This is a genomic window from Hydrogenophaga intermedia (assembly GCF_000723405.1).
In the GTDB taxonomy this organism is placed as follows: domain Bacteria; phylum Pseudomonadota; class Gammaproteobacteria; order Burkholderiales; family Burkholderiaceae_C; genus Hydrogenophaga; species Hydrogenophaga intermedia.
On record NZ_CCAE010000018.1, the window covers coordinates 54,447 to 78,060 of the forward strand.

At 65.3% G+C, this 23,614-nt stretch carries 23 protein-coding genes; 13 read left to right on the top strand and 10 right to left on the bottom strand.

All coding sequences use genetic code 11. From position 1 onward, the window contains the following. Positions 1 to 29: 29 nt before the first annotated feature. A complete protein-coding gene (locus BN948_RS12430; protein WP_009517975.1) occupies positions 30 to 539 on the bottom strand; it encodes a hypothetical protein in 510 nt (169 codons plus the stop codon). Between the two features lie 59 nt (positions 540 to 598). Beyond that, on the bottom strand, positions 599 to 1,516 hold the full coding sequence (locus tag BN948_RS12435) for an alpha/beta fold hydrolase (protein WP_035621920.1): 918 nt from the start codon (positions 1,514 to 1,516) through the stop codon (positions 599 to 601). Between the two features lie 48 nt (positions 1,517 to 1,564). Between BN948_RS12435 and BN948_RS12440 the strand changes: the two genes are divergently transcribed. Further along, positions 1,565 to 3,319 (top strand): acetate--CoA ligase, encoded by a 1,755-nt coding sequence (locus tag BN948_RS12440; protein WP_051756124.1) that lies wholly within the window; start codon positions 1,565 to 1,567, stop codon positions 3,317 to 3,319. 109 nt (positions 3,320 to 3,428) lie between these two features. On the opposite strand, the gene BN948_RS26170 is transcribed toward BN948_RS12440, so the two are convergent. Beyond that, the gene (locus BN948_RS26170; protein WP_162182746.1) at positions 3,429 to 5,657 is read right to left on the bottom strand and encodes an NACHT domain-containing protein; all 2,229 of its coding nucleotides are present in this window, start codon (positions 5,655 to 5,657) and stop codon (positions 3,429 to 3,431) included. A gap of 1,002 nt (positions 5,658 to 6,659) precedes the next feature. On the opposite strand from BN948_RS26170, the gene BN948_RS12445 reads away from it, so the two are divergent. Together BN948_RS12445 and BN948_RS12450 are read left to right on the top strand one after the other, a co-directional pair. Beyond that, entirely contained in the window at positions 6,660 to 6,947 is a 288-nt protein-coding gene (locus BN948_RS12445; protein WP_138819960.1) for a hypothetical protein, read from the top strand. Between the two features lie 108 nt (positions 6,948 to 7,055). Beyond that, positions 7,056 to 8,297, top strand: a complete 1,242-nt coding sequence (locus BN948_RS12450; RefSeq protein ID WP_411914399.1) for a hypothetical protein — start codon at positions 7,056 to 7,058, stop codon at positions 8,295 to 8,297. Here BN948_RS12450 and BN948_RS12455 read toward each other — a convergent pair. The 4 genes from BN948_RS12455 to BN948_RS12470 all read right to left on the bottom strand — a co-directional run bounded on the left by BN948_RS12455 (position 8,294) and on the right by BN948_RS12470 (position 12,503). Further along, positions 8,294 to 9,196, bottom strand: coding sequence for an HTH-type transcriptional regulator ArgP (locus BN948_RS12455; protein ID WP_035621877.1), 903 nt, complete (start codon positions 9,194 to 9,196; stop codon positions 8,294 to 8,296). The genes BN948_RS12450 and BN948_RS12455 overlap by 4 nt on opposite strands. Positions 9,197 to 9,422: 226 nt before the next feature. Continuing rightward, positions 9,423 to 10,301 (bottom strand): alpha/beta fold hydrolase, encoded by an 879-nt coding sequence (locus BN948_RS12460; protein ID WP_035621880.1) that lies wholly within the window; start codon positions 10,299 to 10,301, stop codon positions 9,423 to 9,425. Then, positions 10,294 to 11,754 carry a phosphopantetheine-binding protein gene (locus tag BN948_RS25675; RefSeq protein ID WP_051756126.1) on the bottom strand — a complete coding sequence of 487 codons (1,461 nt, stop codon included), beginning with the start codon at positions 11,752 to 11,754 and terminating at the stop codon, positions 10,294 to 10,296. Before BN948_RS25675 ends, BN948_RS12460 begins: the two co-directional genes overlap by 8 nt. Before the next feature lie 14 nt (positions 11,755 to 11,768). Further along, entirely contained in the window at positions 11,769 to 12,503 is a 735-nt protein-coding gene (locus BN948_RS12470) for a hypothetical protein (RefSeq protein ID WP_035621884.1), read from the bottom strand. 66 nt (positions 12,504 to 12,569) lie between these two features. Here BN948_RS12470 and BN948_RS26645 point away from each other — a divergent pair, with 66 nt between their 5' ends. After that, complete coding sequence (locus tag BN948_RS26645) at positions 12,570 to 12,749, top strand: hypothetical protein (RefSeq protein ID WP_138819964.1); 180 nt, start codon at positions 12,570 to 12,572, stop codon at positions 12,747 to 12,749. 123 nt (positions 12,750 to 12,872) lie between these two features. On the opposite strand, the gene BN948_RS12475 is transcribed toward BN948_RS26645, so the two are convergent. Continuing rightward, a complete protein-coding gene (locus tag BN948_RS12475; RefSeq protein ID WP_035621887.1) occupies positions 12,873 to 13,793 on the bottom strand; it encodes a LysR substrate-binding domain-containing protein in 921 nt (306 codons plus the stop codon). A gap of 202 nt (positions 13,794 to 13,995) precedes the next feature. On the opposite strand from BN948_RS12475, the gene BN948_RS12480 reads away from it, so the two are divergent. The 5 genes from BN948_RS12480 to BN948_RS12500 are packed head-to-tail and all read left to right on the top strand — an operon-like array spanning position 13,996 to position 19,423. Beyond that, positions 13,996 to 15,183, top strand: coding sequence for an ABC transporter substrate-binding protein (locus BN948_RS12480; RefSeq protein ID WP_035621890.1), 1,188 nt, complete (start codon positions 13,996 to 13,998; stop codon positions 15,181 to 15,183). 4 nt (positions 15,184 to 15,187) lie between these two features. Beyond that, positions 15,188 to 16,195, top strand: a complete 1,008-nt coding sequence (locus BN948_RS12485; protein WP_009517980.1) for an ABC transporter ATP-binding protein — start codon at positions 15,188 to 15,190, stop codon at positions 16,193 to 16,195. 2 nt (positions 16,196 to 16,197) lie between these two features. Next, the gene (locus BN948_RS12490) at positions 16,198 to 17,148 is read left to right on the top strand and encodes an ABC transporter permease (protein WP_009517982.1); all 951 of its coding nucleotides are present in this window, start codon (positions 16,198 to 16,200) and stop codon (positions 17,146 to 17,148) included. Beyond that, positions 17,138 to 17,938 carry an ABC transporter permease gene (locus BN948_RS12495; protein ID WP_009517983.1) on the top strand — a complete coding sequence of 267 codons (801 nt, stop codon included), beginning with the start codon at positions 17,138 to 17,140 and terminating at the stop codon, positions 17,936 to 17,938. Before BN948_RS12490 ends, BN948_RS12495 begins: the two co-directional genes overlap by 11 nt. A gap of 30 nt (positions 17,939 to 17,968) precedes the next feature. Further along, positions 17,969 to 19,423 (top strand): gamma-aminobutyraldehyde dehydrogenase, encoded by a 1,455-nt coding sequence (locus BN948_RS12500; protein ID WP_009517985.1) that lies wholly within the window; start codon positions 17,969 to 17,971, stop codon positions 19,421 to 19,423. A 50-nt stretch (positions 19,424 to 19,473) separates the two neighbouring features. On the opposite strand, the gene BN948_RS12505 is transcribed toward BN948_RS12500, so the two are convergent. After that, complete coding sequence (locus BN948_RS12505) at positions 19,474 to 20,157, bottom strand: YiaD family glycine zipper/OmpA-like lipoprotein (protein WP_009517986.1); 684 nt, start codon at positions 20,155 to 20,157, stop codon at positions 19,474 to 19,476. Between the two features lie 132 nt (positions 20,158 to 20,289). Here BN948_RS12505 and BN948_RS12510 point away from each other — a divergent pair, with 132 nt between their 5' ends. The 4 genes from BN948_RS12510 to BN948_RS12525 are packed head-to-tail and all read left to right on the top strand — an operon-like array spanning position 20,290 to position 22,877. Beyond that, a complete protein-coding gene (locus tag BN948_RS12510; protein ID WP_009517987.1) occupies positions 20,290 to 21,342 on the top strand; it encodes an aldo/keto reductase in 1,053 nt (350 codons plus the stop codon). Then, entirely contained in the window at positions 21,339 to 21,833 is a 495-nt protein-coding gene (locus BN948_RS12515) for an aminoacyl-tRNA deacylase (protein WP_009517988.1), read from the top strand. Before BN948_RS12510 ends, BN948_RS12515 begins: the two co-directional genes overlap by 4 nt. A 46-nt stretch (positions 21,834 to 21,879) precedes the next feature. Further along, positions 21,880 to 22,509 carry a glycerol-3-phosphate 1-O-acyltransferase PlsY gene (plsY, locus tag BN948_RS12520; RefSeq protein ID WP_009517989.1) on the top strand — a complete coding sequence of 210 codons (630 nt, stop codon included), beginning with the start codon at positions 21,880 to 21,882 and terminating at the stop codon, positions 22,507 to 22,509. Then, positions 22,506 to 22,877 (top strand): RidA family protein, encoded by a 372-nt coding sequence (locus tag BN948_RS12525; protein ID WP_009517990.1) that lies wholly within the window; start codon positions 22,506 to 22,508, stop codon positions 22,875 to 22,877. The genes plsY and BN948_RS12525 overlap by 4 nt, the downstream gene beginning before the upstream one ends. Before the next feature lie 88 nt (positions 22,878 to 22,965). Here the strand turns inward: BN948_RS12525 and BN948_RS12530 are convergent, their stop codons facing one another. Beyond that, complete coding sequence (locus BN948_RS12530; protein ID WP_009517992.1) at positions 22,966 to 23,613, bottom strand: retropepsin-like aspartic protease family protein; 648 nt, start codon at positions 23,611 to 23,613, stop codon at positions 22,966 to 22,968. Between the last annotated feature and the right edge of the window lies 1 nt (position 23,614).

A 23,614-nucleotide genomic window follows, 5' to 3' on the forward strand; every position in this document is an offset into this window, starting at 1 on the left:
ATGCAGGGGAGGGCATCGGGGCGGGGCACCTAGAAGCGCACCGTGGTGCCCACCATGAAGGCCGCCGTGCCCAGGAATTGCACCTCCAGCGAGAGCCGATCGTTGAGGCGGTAACCCACGGAGGGGATGATCGCCGGCGCGAAGCCGCCCACGTTCAGCGGCACCTTGTCCTTGTACTTGCCCACGTAGCCGTAGATGATGCCGGCGCTCACGGAGACGTAGACCTCGGGCCAGCGCGTGAACAGGTCCGGGATGCTCTTGGCCACATAGGCGTAGGCCGAGGGCTGGCCGAACGAGTTGTTGAACAGCGCCACGCCGCACATCTGGTTGTTCGGCAGGCGCCGGCTCAGGCTCATCAGGTAGACCTGCCGGTGCTCCTCGTCGAAGCGCCAGTGGTGGGTGTAGGGCGAAGCAAAGACCTCGTACCGCGGCTCGCCCTCGGGTAATGGGTCGTCCCAGCCAGGGCAGAGGTTGACGGCGAAGGCCGGTCCGGAGGCGATCAGGACGGCGAGGGCAAGGGATGGTCGGCGAAGCGGCATCGGGCAAGTCTGCCCGAATACCGTACAGGCTGTGCCAGCAGGGTGCAACAGCCGGTGAATCAGGCCTTGTCTGACAGAAATGTTTCGATCAATGTGGCCAATTCTTCGGGGCGGTCGTGGTGCATCATGTGCCCGGCGTCGTCGATCACGGCGTGCCGCAGGTTCGGCACATGCGCAATGCGCTCGCGGAACTCGTCCAGCGTGTAGCGCCCCTTCCACCACAGGCCCAGGCTGTCGTCGCTGGCCACCACGCACAGCGTGGGTGCGGTGATGCGGCGGTACACCTCGATGGCTTCCTCGGGCCGGAACAGCACCGCGTTGGTGACCTTGTGCGCGGGGTCGCCCAGGATCGCCCAGCGTCCCTCGGCGTTGGGCCGCGCCCAGTGGCGGGCCAGCCAGTCGGCCTTGTCCTGCGGCAGGCGCGGGTTGGTCTTCATCAGGCGGCGCGCCACGCCCACGGCGTCCGGGTAGGTGCTCAGGTCCATGTCGCCGCGCCGCTGGGCGCGGATCTCGTCGAGCCACTGTGCGTAGCGCTTGGGCGCCTGCTCCGGCGGCGAGGCCGGCATGCCAAAGCCTTCCAGGTTGATGAGCCGGCGGATGCGCTGCGGCCGCGCGCCCGCATACAGCGTGGCCACGTGCCCGCCCATGCTGTGGCCCACCAGGTCCACCGGCTGGTCGTTGGCGATGGCGTCGAGCAGCGCGTCCAGGTCGCCCAGGTAGTCGGGGAACCAGTAGCTGTCGGGCGCGGCACCGTCGAAGGTGGTGTCGCCATAGCCGCGCCAGTCGGGGGCGATGATGTGGCGGTCCTCCCGCATCGCGTCCACCACGAACTGCCAGGATGCGGCCACGTCCATCCAGCCGTGCACCAGCACCAGCGGCGGGCGGGACGCATCGGGCGTTCCCCAGTGGCGCAGGTGGTAGCGCCAGCCACGGATGGGGAGAAACTCGCTGTGGGAGGGGCGTCGTGCTTGGTACATTCGCGCGATCATAGAGAGGCTCCGATGGCGGGGCCCGGAGACAAAGGCATGCCCACAGCCACCCGCCGTCAAGGCCGCGACACCGCCACGCAGGCACCGCTCGACCTGTACGCCGCCTTGCACGCGGAATTCCGCTGGCAGGTGCCGGCCGAGTTCAACATGGCCGATGCCTGCATGCGCCGCTGGGCCACGGGTGCGGCCAGCGCCCGCCGCACCGCCGTCATCGCCACCGCCCCCGGCCAGGCCGACCGCGAACACAGCTACGCCGAGCTGTTCGCGCAAGCCAATCGTTTGTCGAACGCGCTCGACGCCCTGGGCGTGCAACGCGGCGATCGCGTCGCCATCGTGTTGCCCCAACGCTTCGAGACCGCCGTGGCCTACATGGCGGTGCTGCAAATGGGTGCGGTGGCCATGCCCCTGTCGCAACTCTTCGGTCCCGAGGCGCTGGAGTTCCGCCTGCGCGACAGCGAGGCCGTGCTCGCCATCTGCGACGCCAGCACCCTGGCCGCCGTGCAGGGCGTGAGCGCCGCCTGCCCCTTGCTGACCGAACTCATCGCCGTGGACGCACCGGACGGCGCCGCGCGCGGCGGCGCGCTGGACTGGGCGCAACTGCTCGCGCAAGAGGAAGAGAGCTTCGCACCCGCGCGCACCCGCGCCGACGAAGCCGCCGTGCTGATCTACACCAGCGGCACCACCGGCAACCCCAAGGGAGCGCTCATCCCGCACCGCGCGCTCATCGGCAACCTCACGGGTTTTGTGTGCAGCCAGAACTGGTTCGGCTTCGATCCCTTCGACGCCAGCCGCGCGAGCGAGGCCGTGTTCTGGTCCCCCGCCGACTGGGCCTGGACCGGGGGGCTGATGGACGCTTTGCTGCCCACGCTCTACTTTGGCCGGCCCATCGTGGCGCACAACGGCCGCTTCAACCCGCAGATGGCCTTCGAGTTGATCGAGCGTCACGGCGTCACGCACAGCTTCCTCTTTCCCACCGCGCTCAAGGCCATGATGAAGGCCTACCCGCAACCCAAGCGCCACTTCCGCTTCATGCTGCAGGGCCTGATGAGCGCAGGTGAGGCCGTGGGCGACGCGGTATTCAACTGGTGCCGCGACGAGCTGGGCATCACCGTGAACGAGATGTTCGGCCAGACCGAGATCAACTACATCGTGGGCAACTGCGCGCGCCTGTGGCCAGCGAGGCCGGGCAGCATGGGCAAGGGTTACCCGGGCCACCGCGTGGCCGTCATCGACGACGACGGCAACGAATGCCCCGTGGGTGTGCCCGGCGACGTGGCCGTACACCGCCGCGACGTGCACGGCGAGCTGGACCCGGTCTTCTTCCTGGGCTACTGGAAGAACGAAGCCGCCACGCAGGGCAAGTTCACCGGCAACATGGCGAACAGCTGGTGCCGTACCGGCGACCTGGCGGTGCGCGACAAGGACGGCTATCTCTGGTACCAGGGGCGTGCGGACGACGTGTTCAAGGCGGCGGGCTACCGCATCGGGCCGAGCGAGATCGAGAACTGCCTGGTGAAGCACCCGGCGGTGGCCAACGCGGCGGTGGTGCCGAAACCGGACAAGGAGCGCGGGGCGGTGGTGAAGGCCTTCGTGGTGCTGTCGCCGGGGTATGTGGGCGATGCTTCCTTGATTGCGGCGCTGCAGGCGCACGTGAAGGGGCGGCTCGCGCCTTACGAGTACCCGAAGGAGATCGAATTCATTGATGCGCTGCCGATGACGACGACTGGGAAGGTGCAGAGGCGGGTGCTGAGGGCTAAAGAAGAGATAGGGGGGGCGGGGGCAACTTCGTAAAAGGGCAGCCTGCCAGCGGATCTGGCGCCTCTTGTTATCCGTGCGCAGGATGTGCTGGTCACCGCGGGCTACGCCATGACGGACGATTTGTTTGGCGGGTTGCCGAACACTACTTGTCGGCTGCTTCCCTCCAGTTGCCGTCTAATGGGAATCGACTCCCGAGCAGTCTGTTTCGTGCTGACCCTCCGCCACTCTCCTCATCCGGAAGATTGTTCACCTGTTCCTGAAATGAGATGACCGTTTCGATAATTGTGCTTGAAGCGATCTCATTCTTCTGAAGTAAATTGATAACTCCCGACAAGTCCCACTCGATGATCCGACCGCCACCGGGCTTTCTCAAAAACAAGTTAATGGTTGCTAATGTTATCGGGTCATTTGGGGTGAAGCCTTCTTTGAATGCTCTCGCCAAGAGTCGCTCGACAGCGACGCGATGTTCGGTTGCCTTTGTCGAAGCAGCCGTCATAACCGATCGTGCGAAATCGTTCAGCTTGTTGCACGATTCTAGAAGTCTCTCTATCTGTGCTTCATGCTCAATTGGATCGATTGTCAAAAGAATTGGGAGGCAAAAGCCCAGTTTTGCATAGTCACTATGCTGTGCCGCGGCGTTGATGGCTGTTAAGATGAACTCTCGGACGCCCGGGCAGGTCTGGATATTCAGGAAGGAAAGTAGCCTATGGTCTAGTACGGGGTACACGCTGCGGTCAAAGCACTTCTCTAATAGCTGCCTGAAGAGCAATCGCTTGTCGAGGAGGTCTGTAGGTAGTTGAAAAAGCCCGGCGAGCAATGCGGAAACGTGCCAATACTCCTGCCTTTCTTTGTCAAGAACGAAAATCTTCTCCATTACAGCTAGCGACACTTGGTACCATCGTCCTTCCTCTCTTGCTACTACCATTCCAAGTTCGGACATTGACGGAATATGAATTAACTCACAGAGCCGTTCAATGCCAACGTCCTCGAGGACGCACTGCGTAGCGAGAGATTCTCGGAATCTGCGATGGATAAAGTCATAGACAACTTCGCGCTCGCTGTTGAGGACGCCCACTAGAATGCCCGAGTAGCAAATTTGGGCTACCACGTTGACACTGAAATCATCACTGCCCATCCCGCGCAAGATGTCATCTCGGTCCTGCATACCTTTCGCATCGTTTACTAGTTCCCGTGCAACACGCTCAATATCGGCTGAGTTATAGATCGCGATCCCACGTTCATATCCGCACCATGCAATCCGCCGCACAATCAAGAGTTTTTGATGCGCCCAGCGGGCGCGGTTGTTAACTAGCCGAAATCGATCGATGCTCGATATGGGCTCAAACTTCTCTTTGTCCATGTCAAGTAATAGTTGATTCGCGCACGCGCTAATTATTCCTCCTTGGCCATGGCGCCATACTTTTGAGACTTCTTCGCCATTGCGCATTGCCTCGAAGATCGCATAGGCAAGGATTGTGAGAAATAGCGGATTGTTGGAGAGGTCGGCGAGGCCAATTTTTATTCCCGTATGCAGAGAGCTTAGAAATGCTCCCTCATCGAGTGGTTTTCCGCCTTCTCGCTTAATTTTTTTCTGGTAATAAATAAGGATTTTTCGTATCAATTCCGCTCCATTACTGGAAAGCCCACAGACTTCAAAACAGCTTGCCTTTGACAGCGAAACCCTGTGGGCGAAAAAGAACTCTTTGCGCGACGTCATCCAAATTCTGCATGTCTGCATGGCGCGTTGAATTTCACCATAGTCACGAGAAGGCGAGAGCCAGGTGTCGAGAAATAGATGATTTGAGAGAAGGATGCCAAGTTCACTCTCGATAAGTCGTGCCTTGTCTATATATGGGATTTCGTCATAGCCATCCAAGAAGATGGCTAATCGCTGACTTCGCGCTAGCCGTAACAGTCGCCTTTTCCCCCAATAGCCTCGAAAGTAGTCGATGGAGTTCAAAATGTAATACAACACGGGAGCAGGATGTGAGACAGAAACGGCTTTAAGAGGCACATAAATGGGTATTAGTCCATCCTGCTTAATCAAGCTCTCTTCCGAAATCTGTCTCGATGCGATCTCTAAAACGGTTTTACGAAGGAGCGTTGTCTTGCCTATACCCGCCTCCCCGAGCCAGACAATTCTTCTGGCGCGATTGACCTCATGATTCCTCAGCTTGGTAGCGTCATGCCCGCGTCTCGGCAAGCGCAGAGAATCTGCTGCCTCTGTTAGCGTGTTGAGTGATGCTTCCACATACTCGGTACGCGTGTTCAACTCTATACCCCGATAAATGACCGGCATTTTTTCTACTTCTTTGGCCACGCGCCTTAAATAGGTGCGCTCCAAGCGGATGATGTTCAGGGATGAAGGCATGCGCTTTCGCAACGCTCTCGCAACATATGTCAGAGCGTTGGCCCCGACGCTACCCATCAATTTATTCCCGACCGTCAAACAGAATTCTGCAAAAAATGACACGGCTACCCCCTGCCTCATGATGGTGATTGCAGGGGAGTATCGCCTGCACCAAGGTGCGGGAGGCGCGCGTTCAGCGTGCATTCATCCCACGGTCAGGCGTTGGTGGTGGTTGGAAGCATCCGCAGCAACGTCGCACTTGGGACTCGGGTGCGCCTTAATCGGAGTCAAGCGGCTGAACGTCGTATGACTTGGCGGCCATCTCCGATAGCGCGTCACATCACATCGCGCGCGCCATTCGCCAGATTCAGGTGGCATTGCCCTTGCGGCCGGCACACGCGGTAGCGGCGCAGGTACATCGGCGCGTCGATGGTGAGCACCTAGGTGGCGAAGCCCCGCGACCCTACCAGCTTGGCGATTGCCGCCGCCTGCTCCCAGCTGTTGCTTGCCCGCCACCAGCGCCAGCGGCACGGTCGTCAGATCCAGCACTTGCAGAGCGTTGCTCAACCGGTTCCTCGAGGAGAAGACGGGATCGTGGCGATGCGCCGAAACCACGTTGCAAGAAATGTCGCTGGTGGCAAGTACGGTGGTTATGCGGGAAAGGAAGGCCACCGCTTACAAGACCGAATGCACAGTCAAGGTGATCGTTCTTGATTTGAATTGGTAATGGATCTCCAAAGCCTGCGCGTGACTCATCGGGAAAGTGTCAGAGCGCGAATACCTCCGGATGAACCAGGGTGTCATGTGCTGAAGCAGCTTGTGAGATCGCGTTCACGTGTCGGGTCGTTGTCGCTCACCGTGGTCAGAAGGTGCTATAGCCGAAAACGTCGCGCTTGTCTGAGGCCAAGCTGCCTCCGACGACGTACGTTGTGTCAGTTAGGAAATTTGGCCTTCGCGATCTTTCCTAACCTTCCGCGATGATCGCTTGGCGAATAGTTTCCACTGCGCAGAATGGCGCGGGGATTGTTCGAGCCGGTCGGCTCGCAGATTTCACTGAAAGGCTCAGCTATGCAATGCAACAAGGCGGTTTTCGACGCCAGTTTCGAGGTGTTGGACGAACGTCGCGAGAAGATGGCCGCTCTCGCGCACGGAGCGCTGACGCTCCTGCGCGAACACCGAGATCGACAGCCACCCTCCGATTCCGAGTTGATCATGGAGATCCTGCTGGACCTGATTGAGCGAAAGGACGATATCCGGCAGACGCAAGAGGGTGTGTACCGGGCGGCAGGTCTGCAAGGCTGGGAAGGGTGAGCGGATAGGGAACATGTCCTGGGTCAAAGCTTGTCACCCAATGGTTCGATTCCGCTTGGTGGGCTGGCGGGTTGGAAGCCGAATATGAGCCGAAAAGGCTTGAACCCCGTGCAAGTGGCGGCGCTGCTGGTCTCCGCCAGCTACGGAATAGGGTTCCTTTTCGGATCGGGTGAAATGGCCCTGCAGCACGGCATGGGCGCAAGCGTCTATGGTTTGGCAACGGCGGTTGGCATGCTGTTGCTGGCCATGTTCGCGCGCCGTTTGTGGCGAACGGGCGAGCCGATCTGGAACCTGTTTGGCAGGGCATACGGAAGCGGGCTGGGACGCTGCGTCGCACTGCTCTCCCTGATCTGGATGGCGGGCGTTCTCGCTGCGCAGGTTCACGGTGGTGTAGCCATCGTCAAACTGCTGGGTCTCGGGGAGCTGGCTTCTTATGTGGTCGTGCTGGGTGCGATCTTTGGCGCCTCCAGGCTCGATCTGTCGCGAGCGTCATCGCTGTTCACGTTCTTCTTGGCACTCAGCGGCTTGGTGTTCGTCTACGTCTTGCTGACGGGGCCGGGCGGCAGCATCTACGTAAGAGGTCCTGCCCAATTCCTTGTTGATCTGTCGAGCTTTCGCCCGGCTGCGCTATTGGCAATCGTCGTCGCCGTGGTTGTCCTGGTCTGCACTGGAGGGGACTATCACCAGTTCGTTTTGGCGGCCAAGACGCCGCGGGCCGCGGTGATTGGGTGCCTGCTGGCGGGCACCATCTTGACCGCGATCAGCTTCGTTCCAGCTTCAGTGGTTCTCGGGCTCCAGGCAGGCGGTCAGTTGACGGCGCTCGCCGATCCCAAGCAGGCAATCCCCGTTGCGTTGTTGACTGGTTCCAGAAGCCTGGGCCTGGCCGCTGGCCCCATCCTGTTGATAGGCCTGTCGGTGGCTGCGCTCGGGTGCGGCGCGGCGATTCTTCGCGCGATGGCCGATGCGCTTCGCTCCTCCGTTGCGGGCGAGGTTTCGCCCACGCGCTCGGCGGGAGTGGCGCTTCTCCTCGGCGCTCTTCTTGCAGCCCGTGGGCAGGGCATCATCGAGACGATGGTGTCGGTGAACGTCGTGTACATCGGCAGCATCGCGGTGGTCTTTGTCGGGCTGCTGACCGGGCGGGTGCTCACCTCGTGGCAGGCGGGCATTGTGGTGGCCTCAGGGTTTCTGGGGTCGGTGACCGTCTATGTCTTCGCATCCCTGAGCTCGTTGTCCGCGGTCAGCGAATCCGATCTCGTGTCGCTGGGAGTAGGTCTTCTGCTGTCGCTCGCTGCTTTTCTGTTCTTTCTCAGGCGTTTTCCTCACCCGACGAGCACACGTGAAAGCCTCTAGCAGTCAGCTGTCCCGAGAGCTTGGCGCGCACCTTCGACGATGTGGTGAGTGATCTCTTGAGCAAACGATGGCTCCGCGGCCCCGTGATGCCAGTACAAGGGAACGCGGCTGGGCTTGGTGGGTGCCAGATCGACCAAGTCTCCGGAGTCCAGTTGATGCTGAGCCTGCATGCTGGGCACCAGGCCATAGCCCACACCGGCCAGAATGGCGTCCAGCAGTACGGCGGGTGCGGGCACATAGTGCCGCCCGTAACGCTCTACACGGAAGCCGAAGAGCTGTTCCAGGAACTCGTCGTGGAGCGAGTCCTTGCGGTTGAACAGGACCGAGGGCGATTCAAGAACGGCGGCGACGGTCAAGCCATGGCGGAAATGGTCGTTTGCAAACGCGGGCGTTGCACAGCAGCGGTATTCCATTTCACCCAATGCTTCGGCCACGAAACCGTTGGCCGGCTTCGCCTCGGTTGACAGGCAACCCAGTACTTCGCCTTTGACCAAGCGCTGAAGTGTGTGATCCTGATCGTCGCTGATCACTTCGATAGCCAATCGATGGCGCTGCAGCAGCGGCCACAATACTCGGGGAAACCAGGTGGCCAGCGAATCGGCGTTCACGGCTATGGCGACGGGGACTGGCGCAACTCTCTTGTCCTGGGGATTTAGCTCCGATAGTGTGGAGTTCTCCAAGAGCCGCAGGGCCTTCACGTGGCGGAGAAGCACCTCACCTGCCGCCGTTTGCGCCACCGGCCTTTCGCGAACGACCAGCACAGTTGCCAGTGATTCTTCCAGAGCCTTCACGCGTTGCGACACTGCCCCGCGTGTGACGTTAAGAACTGATGCGGCGCGTTCGAAGCTCTTTTCTTCGATGACGGTGGCGAACGTTTCCAGATGCTCGCGGTCCAGCACGGCTGATCTCCTGATGCGACCGCGGCTCCTACTGCAGAAGCGCCCAGGCCACAGCACGGCAGCGTAGTGGAAACTGTCGCCCGCTGGCAGACTGAAAGTCAGCGCTTGCCAATTTGGTGATAGCTCGTGGCGGGCAGGTCGGAGCTTTGAAAGAAACGCCGCTCACGCGGCCCCGGGAGGCGGCTCACTGCGCCTCCAAACCATCCCGATACGCACCCACGCCGGATCACGAGGCCTTGTTCCGTGCATTTGCGCCGCAGGCGCCATCCAGCACGCCCCGAAGCCAGTCCGCCAGACCGCGAATCAACCGCTGTTGCGCCGCCAGCGTCGTGGCGGTGTGATCGGCCTGCGGCAGGTAGTCGCAGCGCACGCGGTCGACGAAGTCGAATTCGCTGAAGGCATCGCGCAACTGGCCCGGGTAGTTGAAGTACCAGCGCATGCTGCCCGAGTACACCAAATGCACCGCCACCCCGCGATCAACGAGCGCCTGGATGTCGCGGCCAAAGACCTCACGCGGCGGTGCACGGCGGCCCAGGTCCAGCAACTCTTGTTTTGGCGTCTGGCTGGCCACACGCCTGATGGCTCGGGCGGCGCGCCTGACGCGCCTTCGTGCCCATGATGTGAGGGTGCGCAGCGGCGCCTCGCGCAATGGCTGGGTGAGCCGGTTCCATCGCGTCCTGGCCGTGGGATAGGCGAACCCGTCGAGCATCCACAGGGCGGTCACACGCGTGTCGGCCAGCGCCACCGCCAGACCGCTGTGCGCGCCGGAGCAAATGCCCGCGATGACGAACTGCCCGACGTCGCAGAGACGCTGGAAGTGGTCCATGGCCGCCTGCAGGTCCACCACGGCCTGTTGTTCAAAAGGAAGGGCCGCCTGCGGCGTGCCGCTGTCGCCCTGCCCGGAGAGATCCATGCGCAGCGTGGGCACACCCTCTTGTGCGAGGGCGCGTGCGAGTTTGGCGTTGAAGCGGTGTGGGCCGATGCGGTGAATGATGCCCACGTTGAGCAATACGACGCCCATGCGCGCGCGCTGTTCACGAGCGGGCAAGGTCAGTGTGGCGCTCAGGTGTCCTTGAGAGCCGAAGCTGATGGAGACCTCATTCAAGCCGGTCTCCCGCCAATGCCGCCGAAAGAACGTTCAGCGCCTCGGCGGGAACCAGTGCCGTGTTGAAGGCTTCCTCGGAGGTCCAGTCGAAGTCGAGGCTGAGCGCCTGGCGCCGCACGGCCACGCCCCGGCAGCTCAGGGGCGTGAGCCAGTCATCGGCCTCGCGGGCCTGCCGATCCGGCGCGATCAACAGGACGCGGCGGGTCCGCGCCTGGTGGTAGTCAACGGGCACGACGGCGCGCATCTGATCCAACAGGCGCCGACTCGCGCCAAAGCCCAGGATCTCTTCGTGGCCCGCGAGTTCAGCACCACCGGGCAAGTTGGCGACGACCGAGGCGTGCACCGACAGCAGGTGGTCCACGTAGCGGGCGCCCGCAACCACGGGCTCCCAGAGCACGAGCTGCCGTGGGGCTTGCGGCGCCTGCACCGAGGCGCGCACCGCCAGTGCGCTGGCCAGGCGCGGCGCGACCCAGTCCACCTCCTGAACGCCCGCGCGTTGGCGCAGCAGCGCATCGGCCGCGAGCACATCGCACACCCATCGATCAAGATCGGCTTCGTGGTCGTCGCCCATGGATTCGCCACTGGCGTGGTAGTCGAAGCGAAGGCAGGGCACGCCGGCGCCCGACAGGCGATCGGCCAACACCCGGAAGAAGCGATGAATACGCACCGCTTCCTGCCCGAAGGGATTGCAGAAGAGCACCGCGCGTGGACGCGCCTGACGAACGGCGCCGGCATGGAAGACGCCGTACAGGGAAGGCGCGGGATGGCCAAAACGCACGGGTGTCAGGGCGAGGCCGGGCAAGCCGCTCGCGGCCTGAGACCCGATTGGGTCTTCGACTGAAAGGGCATCGCCCGGCGTGGCGGGTGCGGGTTCGATCGCGACGGCAGTGGCGATCTGGCTGAGCGATTCAAAGACCAGGCGGCGCAGCGCGATCTTCTCGCCGGTGACCCGCTGCATCTCCCGGGCGGCGCGCACGGCGAGCAGGGAGTGGCCGCCGAGATTGAAGAAGTTGTCGTTTCGTCCGACCTGTACCACGCCGAGCAGGCCAGCCCAGATGGCCGCGATGGCTTGCTCGGCGGCGTTTGCCGGCATGGCGAAGCCTGCTGGGTCGCGCATCGCCACTTGGGCCGTGATCAGCAGGGGGCGTGTGTGGTGTGTGCTGGCCGGCGCGGCGACTGGGGCCGCCGGTGCCGGCGGGTTCGGCGCCGGGGCCGGGGCCGGTGTGGTCGGCACAGTCGTTCTCGTTGCAGCCCGGGCAGGCTCGGCCACGGGCGCCTGACCGATCACCGACAACAGCGTGAGCTGCTGCGACATCAACCGGATCTGCTGCTGGATGAGCATGTGAACCGGGTGACCACCCTGGATAACGGGTGCGATCGTTTGCACCGCGGCGGGAGGGATCGCGGGCGCTGCCGTGGCGCCGCTGAAGCCCTGTTCGAATTCGGCATCCATGAGGAGGCTTCGGCTCACGAAGACGCCGCCCACGCCATCCCGATGCTGAACCAGGCGCCCAGGCTGAAGTACGGTGTCAGCCACAAGGCATCCTCTTTCCAGGCCGCCCATTGCCGGCTCGGCACGCGCCGGAGCATGGCATCGCGCGCGCCACTCGTCAGGTCCAGGTAGCACTGCCCCTGGGCCCGGCACACGCGGTAGCGGCGCAGGTACATCGGCGCATCAACGGTGAGCGCATACGTGACGAAGCCCAGCGATCCCACCAGCCCGGTGATCGCCGCCGCCTGCACCCAGCCGCTGCTGTGGCCCGCCACCACCGCCAGCAGGACCCCCGTCATCGAAAACCCCGCCGCCCACAACAGCGACTCCACGGCCTGCGTGATGTGGTTGAGCGTGAGCACGCTGTGCCAGCAGAAGGCCTGGGCCAGCGTCATGAACATGGGGATGCCCCAAGCGGCCAGTTGCACTGTCGGCAGGCCGGCCTTTGCCGCCAACTGGTGCACGCTCAGACCCAGTTGCACGGCAAAGCAGATTTCCGCCACCGTGGCCGCGGTTCGGCCCAGCATGATGCTGGACAGGGGCGAGTCCACCAGCACCCGCCGCTCCAGGTCGATACGGGGCAGCACCGAGCGGTACGCACACACCATCACGTAGACGCCCGAGAGCGCCAAGTGCCAGTTCGCGTAGGCACTCGCACCCGAGCCCACGTACCAGGCGATCAGCCACAGGCCGATGTTCGCGCCCGCCAAGATGCACAGTGCACGCCACCAGGAGAGCGCCCTGCGATCAGGCCGGGTGGCTTCGGGCACGGCGGCATGACCGGCTACTGGCATGGTGAGGCGGTGCTGGCGCCTGACGCGCCGCAGGGCAAGGGGCTGGGGAACGGTGGCGGATGGCCGTCGCCAAGGGAACGGACGTCAGATCAGCCCGATAAAGCTCAGGATGAAGCCTACGACCACGACCAGGCCGACGATATAGATGATGGTGTTCATTGAGTTGCCTCCATAGGTACGGTCAGGTCCATCGTAGGTAGGCGGGGGCGCATCGCGTGTCAGCCATCGCCCCGTCTGGCTGTAGGACAGACCATGTCGCCCGGGCGGTAACCCGAGGTGAACCGGCTATGCCACCGGCCTCCTCGACCGCGACTGGTCCCTCGCCACCTCGATGAACTCCAGCACCTCCGCTCGAGGCTGCGACCCACGCCGCCACACCAGCCCCACGTCCACGGTCGGCACCGCATCCCGCAGGGTGCGCACCTCCACGTGCTCCGCGTCCAGCGTCCAGGGCCGGTAGAGAAAGTCCGGCAGCACCGCCAGTCCGGCGCCCACGCCCACCAGCGAGCGCACGGCCTCCAGCGAAGACGTCCGAAGCAGGGTGCGCGGCTTCAACTGATGCCGCGCCCACACGCTGCGCATCAGCACCTCGATGCGGTCAGCCTGCAGCACCACGAGGTCCTGCGCCGCGATCTCCGCCAATCCCACTTCCTCCTGCGCGGCCAGCGGGTGGTCAGCCGCCATCCACACGCGGTTGGGTGAGCGCGTCAGCGTCTCCGCCGTCAGCGCCTGCGGTTCGCCCAACGCATTCGACACCATGATCGCGATGTCCAGTTCGCCATTGATGAGCAGGTGTTCCAGAAAGGGCGGGGCGTCTTCCACCACCTGCACCTCCACCGCCGGACAGGTGCGCCGAAAGCGGGCGAACACTTCGGACAGGTAGTAGCCCGCCACGAGGCTGGTCACGCCGATGGACAGCGAGCCCGCCAGCGGCGCCGCGCCCTCGCGCGCGCCGCGCGTGGCCTCGGCCACGGCGCCGATGACGCGGCGCGCCTTCACCAGGAAGCGGTGCCCTTCGGGCGTGAGCCGCATGCCCTTGGTGCTGCGCTCGAAGAGCGTGAGGCCCACCGCGTCTTCCAGCTCCAGCACGCTTTTGGTGATGGCCGATTGCGCGATGTTGAGCACGCGCGAGGCCGCGGCCACCGAGTCCGATTCGGCCACCGCCAGGAAGTAGCGGAACTGCTTGAGCGTGAGGTGCCGGTTCATCGCGGTGCACGCCTCGATTGAAGGCGCCCTGTTGCGGTGCAAAAAAGGAATCGCTGCCTTGGGCTATCGATTTTTTCGAACGCTGGCCGAGCTTATTTTGTATTTTGAAACGGTCAAGCCCCTGCCTAGGATGCCCCGCAGCCCAGGCGCCGTGCGGCCCTGTGGTCGTTTTCAACCCGCACTCAACCGAGGTGATTGACCCATGAGACACGCACACCACCCCATCGCCCGACGCCTCACCGGCGGGCTGCTCTGCGCGTTCGCGCTGGGCGCCGTCAGCAGCGCGGCACTGGCCCAGAAGGCCCTGGACAAGCTCGGCAAGGGCGAAGGCCAGGTCGACATCGTGGCCTGGCCCGGCTACATCGAGCGCGGCCAGACCGACAAGAACTTCGACTGGGTGACCGACTTCGAGAAGAAGAGCGGTTGCAAGGTCAACGTGAAGACCGCCGGCACCTCCGACGAAATGGTGGCGCTGATGAACGAGGGCGGCTTCGACCTCGTCACCGCCTCGGGCGACGCGTCGATGCGGCTCATCGCCGGCAAGCGCGTGCAGCCCATCAACGTGAACCTGATTCCCAGCTTCAAGAACGTGGACCAGCGCCTGCAGAAGGCGCCCTGGCACTACGTGAACAACACGCACTACGGCACGCCCTACCAGTGGGGCTGGAACGTGCTCATGTACAACACCACGGTCTTCAAGGACAAGCCGCCCACCAGCTGGAGCGTGGTGTTCGAGGAAACCACGCTGCCCGACGGCAAGAGCAACAAGGGCCGTGTGCAGGCCTTTGACGGCCCGATCTACATCGCCGACGCCGCGCTCTACCTGATGAAGAAGAACCCGGCGCTGGGCATCAAGGACCCGTACGAACTGAGCGAGGCGCAGTACAAGGCCGCGCTGGACCTGCTGCGCGGCCAGCGCAAGCTGGTGGGCAAGTACTGGCACGACGCCTTCGTGCAGATCGACGACTTCACCAACGAGGGCGTGGTGGCGTCCAGCAGTTGGCAGTTCATGGCCAACATCCTCAAGAGCAAGAACCGGCCGGTGGCCACCGTGGTGCCCACCGAAGGAGCCACCGGTTGGGCCGACACGACCATGATGCACGTGGACGCCAAGAACAAGAACTGCGCGTACATGTGGATGGAGCACTCGCTCAACCCCAAGCTGCAGGGGGACCTGGCGGCCTGGTTCGGTTCGGTGCCGGCGGTGCCCGCGGCCTGCAAGGGCAACAAGCTGTTGGGTGACGATGGCTGCGCGCGCCAGGGCTTCGAGTCCTTCGAGCGCATCTCGTTCTGGAAGACGCCCACCACCAAGTGCGCGACGCAGAACAACGCCTGCGTGCCCTACCACCGCTGGGTCACGGACTACATCGCTGTCCTCGGCGGCCGCTGAGCCCATGGCCGTCGCTGTCGCCCTCGAAGGTGTGTCCTGCCAGTTCGGCAGCGGTGCGCAGGCGGTTCGTGCCGTCGATGGTGTCGACCTCGTGATCGAGGGCGGCGAGTTCTTCACCTTGCTCGGGCCCTCGGGCTCGGGCAAGACCACGTGCTTGCGAATGATCGGCGGTTTCACGCTGCCCACGGCCGGCCGCATCCGCATCGGTGGGCAGGACGTAACCCTGGAGCCGCCGTACGCACGGCCGGTGAACACCGTGTTCCAGGACTACGCGTTGTTCCCGCACATGAGCATCCGCGACAACGTGGCCTATGGGCTCATGGTGCAAGGCGTGGACAAGGCCGAGCGGCACCGCCGCGCCGAAGAGATGCTGGCCCTGGTGCGCCTGCCGGGCGTGGGCGAGCGCCGCCCCGGGCAGTTGTCGGGCGGGCAGCGCCAGCGCGTGGCCCTGGCGCGCGCGCTCATCAACCGGCCGCAGGTGTTGCTGCTGGACGAGCCCCTGGGCGCGCTGGACCTGAAGCTGCGCGAGCAGATGCAGACCGAGCTGAAGGCACTGCAGCGGCAGTTGGGCATCACCTTCCTGTTCATCACGCACGACCAGCACGAGGCGCTGTCCATGAGCGACCGCATCGGCGTGTTCAACAACGGCCGCCTGGAGCAGGTGGGCGCGCCCGCGGCCATCTACAACCAGCCGGCCACGCGCTTCGTGGCCGAGTTCGTGGGCGCGGCCAATGTGCTGGACGGCCAGCGCGCACAGGCGCTCACCGGCCTGCCCAGCGCCATGCTGCGGCCCGAGCGTATCCACCTGGTGGACGAGGCCGGCTCGCAGGTGCAGGGCACGGTGGTTGATGCGATGTACTTCGGCGCTTTCTCGCGCCTTCGCGTGGACTGCGGTGGCGAAGCACTGGCGGTGGACCTGAACCCCGAGCAGCACCCGATGCTGCCTGCGCCCGGCACGCGCGTGGGCTTGCGCTGGGCGGCCGACGCGGTGCACCCGCTGGGCTTGAGATGACCATGGCCGAGACGCTGCCGCTCGCGCCGCCCGCCCGCCGCGGCGCGCTGCGGCGCCTGTCGGACGTGCTGTACCGCCACCGCGCGCTGGCATTGGCCGCGCTGCTGGTGCCGCCGCTGCTGTGGTTCGGCGTGGTCTATCTGGGTTCGCTGTTCGCGCTGCTGGCCAACAGCTTCTTCGCGCTCGACGAGTTCTCGGGCGTGGTGGACCGCTCCACGCTGACGCTGAAGAACTTCCGCGACCTGTTCGACCCCGCCAACCTCGACGTGGTGTGGCGCACGGTGCTCATGGCCACGGCGGTGACGCTGGCGTGCACGGTGATCGCCTTTCCCATCGCGTACACCATGGCCCGCTACGCGCGCGGCCCGCACAAAGCGCTGCTCTACATCGCGGTGATGCTGCCGCTGTGGTCGAGCTACCTGGTGCGGCTGTATGCGTGGAAGCTGCTGCTGGCCAAGGAGGGCGCCATCGGCTGGGTGCTGGCCGAGCTGCACCTGGGCTGGCTGCTGGACGCACTGCTCGCCACACCGGGCATTGGCGGGCCGTCGCTGTCGTTCTCGCGCCTGGGCACCTTCGTCGTCTTCGTCTACATGTGGCTGCCCTTCATGATCCTGCCGATCCAGGCGGCCATCGAGCGCATCCCGGGTTCGCTCATCGAGGCCTCCAGCGACCTCGGCGCGCGCGGCGCCACCACGTTCTGGCGGGTGGTCTTTCCGCTGGCCATGCCGGGCATCGCGGCGGGGTCGATCTTCACCTTCTCGCTCACGCTGGGCGACTACATCATTCCGCAGGTGATCGGCGACTCCACGCTGTTCATCGGCCAGGTGGTGGTCCGCCAGCAGGGCGTGGCGGGCAACATTCCCTTCGCGGCGGCGTTCTCGCTGGTGCCCATCGTGGTGATCGGCGTGTACCTGTGGTTTGCGAAGAAGCTGGGGGCCTTCGATGCGCTCTGACCCATCGAGGCCCGGCTGGGGCCTGCGCGCGGCCACCTGGGGCGCGGTGCTGTTCCTGCACATACCGCTGGCGCTGATCATCCTGTACGCCTTCAGCGCCGAGGACAAGAGCTACGTGTTCCCGCCGCCCGCGCTCACCACGCAGTGGTTCGCCGTGGCCTGGGAACGCGAGGACGTCTGGGCCGCCATCGGCCTGTCGCTGCGCGTGGCGGCGCTGGCCACGGCCGTCGCCATGGTGTTGGGTACGCTGGCGGCGGCCGGCCTGGCGCGCACGCGCTTCTTCGGGCGCGACGCGGTCTCGCTGCTGCTGATCCTGCCGATCGCGCTGCCGGGCGTCATCACCGGCATCGCCTTGCGCAGCGCCTACAGCACGCTGGAGATTCCCTTCAGCTACTGGACCATCGTGATTGGCCACGCCACCTTCTGCGTGGTGGTGGTCTACAACAACGCGGTGGCGCGGCTGCGGCGCACCAGCCCCTCGCTCATCGAGGCGTCCATGGACCTGGGCGCCGACACCTTCCAGACCATCCGCCACGTGATCCTGCCGCAGCTCGGCTCGGCCCTGCTCGCGGGCGGCCTGCTGGCCTTCGCGCTGAGCTTCGACGAGGTCATCGTCACCACCTTCACCGCCGGCCAGCAGACCACGTTGCCCATCTGGATGCTGCAGGAGCTGATCCGCCCGCGCCAGCGGCCCGTCACCAACGTGGTGGCGGTGGTGGTCATCGCGCTGACCTTCCTGCCGATCCTAGCGGCCTACTACCTCACGCGCGCCGACGAACCCGGGCGCTGATCTTTACCTCGAACGCACACGGAGACCACCATGGGCAAGACCCCCGATTTCGCGAGCAGCCTGCACACCGAGCTGTTCATCGACGGCCAGTTCGTGCGTGGCGAGGGCGAGGCCGAGAAGGTGCTCAACCCCGCCACCGGTGAACTGCTGGTCGAGGTGCCCGAAGCCTCGTACGAGCAGATCCACCGCGCCGTGCTGGCCGCCAACCGGGCGTTCGACAGTTGGGGCGACAGCACGCCGCAGGAACGCTCGCGCGCGTTGCTGAAGATGGCCGATGCCGTCGAGGCGAACGCCGAGGCCTTCGCGCGCGTCGAGTCGCTCAACTGCGGCAAGCCCTATCCGCGCGCCCTCGAGGACGAGATCCCCGCCATTGCCGATTGCTTCCGCTACTTCGCGGGCGCGGTGCGCAACATGCACGGGCCCCTGGCGGGCGAGTACCTGGCGGGCCACACCAGCATGATCCGGCGCGACCCGATCGGCGTGGTGGGCTCCATCGCGCCCTGGAACTACCCGCTGATGATGGCGGCCTGGAAGATCGCGCCCGCGCTGGCGGCGGGCAACACCGTGGTGCTCAAGCCCAGCGAGCAGACGCCGCTGAGCAGCCTGCTGCTGGCGCGTGTGGTGGCCGACGTCCTGCCCAAGGGCGTGTTCAACGTGGTCTGCGGGCGCGGCGCCAGCGTGGGCCAGCCGCTGGTGGAACACCCGCTGGTGCGCATGGTCTCGCTCACGGGCGACGTGGCCACGGGCCGCAAGATCCTGCAGGCCGCCACGGGCACGCTCAAGCGCACGCACCTGGAACTTGGCGGCAAGGCGCCGGTGATCGTGTTCGACGACGCCGACATCGACGCGGTGGTGGAGGGCATCCGCACCTTCGGCTACTACAACGCGGGGCAGGACTGCACGGCCGCCTGCCGCCTGTACGCGGGCAGCCGCGTGTACGACCGGCTGGTGGCCGACCTCAGCAGCGCGGTGAAGACCATCAAGATGGGCACGCAGGACGAAGCCGGCGTGGAACTCGGCCCGCTGATCAGCGACCGCCAGCGCGACCGCGTGGCCAGCTTCGTGGAGCGCGCGCAGATGGTGGGGCACATGGAGATCACGGCCGGCGGCAAGATGCGAGCGGGCGGCGGCTTCTTCTACGAGCCCACCGTGATCGCCGGCGCCCGCCAGGACGACGAGATCGTGCGGCGCGAGGTCTTCGGCCCCGTGGTATCGGTCACGCGCTTCTCCGACCCCGACGAGGCGATCACCTGGGCCAACGACTCGGACTACGGCCTGGCCTCATCGGTGTGGACGCAGGACGTGGGCCGCGCGCTGAAGGTGGCGCGCAAGCTGCAGTACGGCTGCACCTGGATCAACACACACTTCATGCTGGTGAACGAGATGCCGCACGGCGGCCTGAAGCACAGCGGCTACGGCAAGGACATGTCGATGTACGCGCTGGAGGACTACACCGTGGCGCGGCATGTGATGGCCAAGCTGTAAAAAAAGCCCGGCGCGCGGCCGGGCTTGAAGGAGGTGACAGCAGGATTCGGTCAGCGCGCTGCGGTGCTGGCTGGTTCGGCCACGTAGATCTCCACGCGCCGGTTCATGGCCCGGCCCTGGGGCGTGCCGTTGTCGGCCACCGGCTCGCGCGAGCCGCGGCCGTCGGTGGTGATGCGCGTGGCCGAGACGCCGCGGCCCACCAGGTAGTCACGCGTGGCATTGGCGCGGTCGAAAGACAGCGGGTTGTTGATGGCGTCGCTGCCCGAGCTGTCGGTGTGGCCGATGATGGTGACGTGCGTGGCCTGGTTCTGCTGCAGCGTGGTGCTGAACTGGCTCAGCACACCCACCAGCGTGGGGCTGAGTTGCGAGCGGCCGGTGGCGAAGCCCGCGTCGGCCGGCACCTCGAGCTTGAGGCGGTTGTCGGCCGTCTGGCTCACGCCGATGCCTGTGCCGGCGGTGGCCGCTTCCATTTGCTTCTTCTGTTCCTGCATGCGCGTGGACCAGATGTAGCCGCCCAGCGCACCGGCGCCCGCGCCCAGCACGGCGCCTTGCGCCGCGCCCTTGGAGCCACCCGTGAGGCCGCCCAGCACGACACCGGCGGCGGCACCGATGCCGGCACCCTTGGCACTGTCGCGCTGCGTTTCGCTCATGTTGGCGCAGCCGGTGACGGCCACCGCCGCGGCCGCCGCGAGGACGGTGAAGCCACGGGTGAATCGGGAAACGGTGTTGGACATGATGAGACTCCTCTTGTTGATCGGAAGATCGCCGCGGCGCGCGGCGACGTGGGGTTGTAGCCCAGCGCCTAAACTTATACCCCTGCCCGGATACCGCCTCCGTAGGACTCTTCTGAATTTACAAATCCTTGCATGAAACCCGTTTCACTCGGCCAGAGCCCCCTTCAAGTCACCCCCATCTGCCTCGGCACCATGACCTTCGGCGAGCAGGTGGATGAAGCCACCGCGCACCGCATCCTTGACCGCGCCGTCGAGCGCGGCGTGGACTTCCTCGACGCGGCCGAGATGTATTCGGTGCCCGCGCGCGCCGAGACCTGCGGGTCCACCGAGACCATCATCGGCAACTGGTTCGCCAGACACCCGGGCCAGCGTCAGAAGCTGGTGCTGGCCACCAAGGTGGCGGGGCCGTCGCGCGGCATGCCGTGGATCCGCGGTGACAACGCGGGCCTGAGCAAGGCCGAGATCGTGAAGGCCTGCGAGGGAAGCCTGCGCCGCCTGCAGACGGACGTGATCGACCTGTACCAGATCCACTGGCCCGCGCGCAACCTGCCGGCCTTCGGCGCACTGGTGTTCGACCCGAGCAAGGACAAGCCTTGCGCCTCCATCCACGAACAGCTGGAGGCCATGGCCGAGCTGGTGAAGGCGGGCAAGGTGCGCGCCATCGGCCTGTCCAATGAAACACCGTATGGCGTGCACGAGTTCGTGCGCCTGGCCGAACAGCACGGCCTGCCGCGCGTGGCGACGGTGCAGAACCCGTACTGCCTGATCAACCGCAGCTACGAAAACGGGCTCGATGAGACCAGCCACCGCCTGGGCGTGTCCCTGTTGGCCTATTCGCCATTGGGCTTCGGACTGCTCACGGGCAAGTACGACAACACTGGCCTGGTGGGCGAGCACGGCCGGCTGGCGATCTTCGAGAGCATGCGCAAGCAGCGCTGGGGCCGGCCCGAGGCGCTGGCCACCGCGAAGCGCTACAACGCGCTGGCGCATGAGCACGGCCTCACGCCCTCGCAACTGGCGCTGGCCTTCTGCTACACCAACTGGCGCGTGGCCAGCACCATCATCGGTGTGACCACCGTGGCCCAGCTCGACGAGTGCCTGGACGCCTGGGGCACCACGCTTACGCCCGAGCTGCTCGCTGCGGTGGACAAGATCCGCTGGGACAGCCGCGACCCCGCGCAGTGAGCAAGAAGGCGACGCACGTCAGCGAGACCCAGGCCACGGCCTGGCTCAAGGCGCATGGCGTGCCGTACACCGAGCATCCCTACGAGTACCTGGAGCACGGTGGGGCCCAGCACAGCGCACAGGTGCTGGGCCTGGATCCTTTCGCGGTGGTCAAGACGCTGATCATGCAGGACGAATCTGGCAAACCGCTGGCCGTGCTCATGCATGGCAACCGCACCGTGTCCACCAAGAACCTGGCGCGCCAGATCGGAGCGAAATCGGTGGAGCCCTGCAAGCCCGAGGTGGCCAACCGCCACAGCGGTTACCTGGTGGGCGGCACCTCGCCCTTCGGGCTCAAGCGGGCGATGCCGGTGTACGTGGAGTCGACCGTTCTTGAGCTGCCGCGCCTGTGGATCAACGGCGGGCGGCGCGGCTTCCTGGTGGGCATCGAGCCCGCCGTGCTGAGCGGCCCGCTGGGCGCGAAACCGGTGCAGTGCGCGCTGGCAGAATGACGCGCGCGCTTCGCGCCCACCACAAGAATTGACCGAGGAGATGCCCTTGCAAGCGCTCTATCCCGCGTTGGCCACCGTGGCCGCCTATCTGATCGGATCCCTCTCCTTCGCGGTGATCGTGAGCCGCCTGATGGGCCTGTCCGACCCCCGCACCTACGGCAGCAAGAACCCCGGCGCCACCAACGTGCTGCGCTCGGGCAGCAAGGCGGCGGCCATCGTCACGCTGCTGCTGGACGCGGTGAAGGGCTGGTTGCCGGTGTTCGTGGTGATGCACTGGGGCGAGCCCTTCGGCCTGGGCGCGGGCACGGTGGCGCTGGTGGGGCTGGCAGCCTTCCTGGGGCACCTGTTCCCCGTCTTCTTCAAGTTCGAGGGCGGCAAGGGTGTCGCCACGGCGGCCGGCGTCATCCTGGGCTTCAACCCCTGGCTGGGGCTGGCCTCGCTGCTCACCTGGCTGATCATCGCCTTCTTCTTCCGCTACTCCTCGCTGGCGTCGATCGTCACGGCGGTGTTCGCGCCGGCCTACTACCTGCTGGGTGGCGGCGTGGCCTGGGAGGCGCCGGGCGTGATGGTGCTGAGCCTGGCCGTGATGGCGGTGCTGCTGGTGTGGCGCCACGCCGAGAACATCAACCGCCTGCTGGCCGGCAAGGAAAGCAAACTGGGAGCGAAGAAACAATGAGCCAGAAGGACATCACCCGCGTCGGCATGGCCGCGCGCTACAGCGAAGCCGCCGTGTTCAACGGCACCGTGTTCCTGGCGGGCATGGTGCCCGAGCGGGGCGACACCGACATCCGCGGCCAGACCGAGGACGTGCTGCAGCAGGTGGCGCAGCGCCTGCAGGAATGCGGCAGCGACAAGTCGCGCATCCTGCGGGCCGAGATCTACCTCACCGACATCCGCGACATCGCCGCCATGAACGAGGTGTGGGACGCCTGGGTGGTGCCCGGCGCCGCGCCGCCGCGCGCCACCGTGCAGGCCGCGCTGGCCAACCCGGCGTACCGCATCGAGATCGTCGTCACCGCTGCCGTGTCGGAGCGCGCTGTCTGATCGAGAAACACCGCGGAACCGGCTTTGCCGGGCCGCAGGTGTTGCCCCCTTGAGGGGGTGGCGCGAAGCGCCGCAGGGGTGTGCTCCGTCAGTAGCGCTTTTCCAGCGTCATCTGGTCGTTGTTGCGCTGCATCTGGAAGCGCGAGAGAAAGCTGTTGCCCAGCAGCACATAAGGCATGGGCTGCGGCAGCACGATGGCGCCCACCGCATGCACCTGCGCGTCGCCCACGCGCACCGAATCGAGGTTGAGGCGGTAGCCGATGGCCGCGCCGTTGGCGGTCTGCACGGTGACGCGCTGGCCGCGCTGGTAGTCGAGGTTGATGCGTTTGGCCTCGGACTCGCCGAGGATGACCTGCGTGGCGCCGGTGTCCACCATGAACTGCACGGCGCGGCCGTTGATCTGGCCTTGGGGCATGAAATGGCCGCTGCCATCGGCCGTGAGTACCACGCGTTGGCTCCCGCCTGATGCCTCGGTCGCCACGCCACCCAGGTGCACCGGGGCTTCCCCCAAGCGCAGGGTCTGGCGTTTCCCCCCAATGTCGATGACCGCCGTGTCGCCCTGCAAGGACACCAGGCGCACACCCTGGTGCGCCTGGCCGGCGGCCATGAAGCGCGGCGCGCCCCCGTCGATGACGATCAGGGCCTTGCTGCCCGACACGCCGGAGAGCGACACCGATTGCGCGAAGCCCATGGCGGCCGCGCTGCACAGCACCGCCGCGAGGACCCCGCGCCGCATG

Excerpts from the sequence above, each read along its gene's own strand:
- BN948_RS12430 (WP_009517975.1), bottom strand. The coding sequence starts at position 539 with ATGCCGCTTCGCCGACCATCCCTTGCCCTCGCCGTCCTGATCGCCTCC.
- BN948_RS12435 (WP_035621920.1), bottom strand. The coding sequence starts at position 1,516 with ATGTACCAAGCACGACGCCCCTCCCACAGCGAGTTTCTCCCCATCCGT.
- BN948_RS12440 (WP_051756124.1), top strand. The coding sequence starts at position 1,565 with ATGCCCACAGCCACCCGCCGTCAAGGCCGCGACACCGCCACGCAGGCA.
- BN948_RS26170 (WP_162182746.1), bottom strand. The coding sequence starts at position 5,657 with ATGCCTTCATCCCTGAACATCATCCGCTTGGAGCGCACCTATTTAAGG.
- BN948_RS25675 (WP_051756126.1), bottom strand. The coding sequence starts at position 11,754 with ATGGATGCCGAATTCGAACAGGGCTTCAGCGGCGCCACGGCAGCGCCC.
- BN948_RS26645 (WP_138819964.1), top strand. The coding sequence starts at position 12,570 with ATGACCGGCTACTGGCATGGTGAGGCGGTGCTGGCGCCTGACGCGCCG.
- BN948_RS12475 (WP_035621887.1), bottom strand. The coding sequence starts at position 13,793 with ATGAACCGGCACCTCACGCTCAAGCAGTTCCGCTACTTCCTGGCGGTG.
- BN948_RS12480 (WP_035621890.1), top strand. The coding sequence starts at position 13,996 with ATGAGACACGCACACCACCCCATCGCCCGACGCCTCACCGGCGGGCTG.
- BN948_RS12485 (WP_009517980.1), top strand. The coding sequence starts at position 15,188 with ATGGCCGTCGCTGTCGCCCTCGAAGGTGTGTCCTGCCAGTTCGGCAGC.
- BN948_RS12490 (WP_009517982.1), top strand. The coding sequence starts at position 16,198 with ATGGCCGAGACGCTGCCGCTCGCGCCGCCCGCCCGCCGCGGCGCGCTG.
- BN948_RS12495 (WP_009517983.1), top strand. The coding sequence starts at position 17,138 with ATGCGCTCTGACCCATCGAGGCCCGGCTGGGGCCTGCGCGCGGCCACC.
- BN948_RS12500 (WP_009517985.1), top strand. The coding sequence starts at position 17,969 with ATGGGCAAGACCCCCGATTTCGCGAGCAGCCTGCACACCGAGCTGTTC.
- BN948_RS12505 (WP_009517986.1), bottom strand. The coding sequence starts at position 20,157 with ATGTCCAACACCGTTTCCCGATTCACCCGTGGCTTCACCGTCCTCGCG.
- BN948_RS12510 (WP_009517987.1), top strand. The coding sequence starts at position 20,290 with ATGAAACCCGTTTCACTCGGCCAGAGCCCCCTTCAAGTCACCCCCATC.
- BN948_RS12525 (WP_009517990.1), top strand. The coding sequence starts at position 22,506 with ATGAGCCAGAAGGACATCACCCGCGTCGGCATGGCCGCGCGCTACAGC.
- BN948_RS12530 (WP_009517992.1), bottom strand. The coding sequence starts at position 23,613 with ATGCGGCGCGGGGTCCTCGCGGCGGTGCTGTGCAGCGCGGCCGCCATG.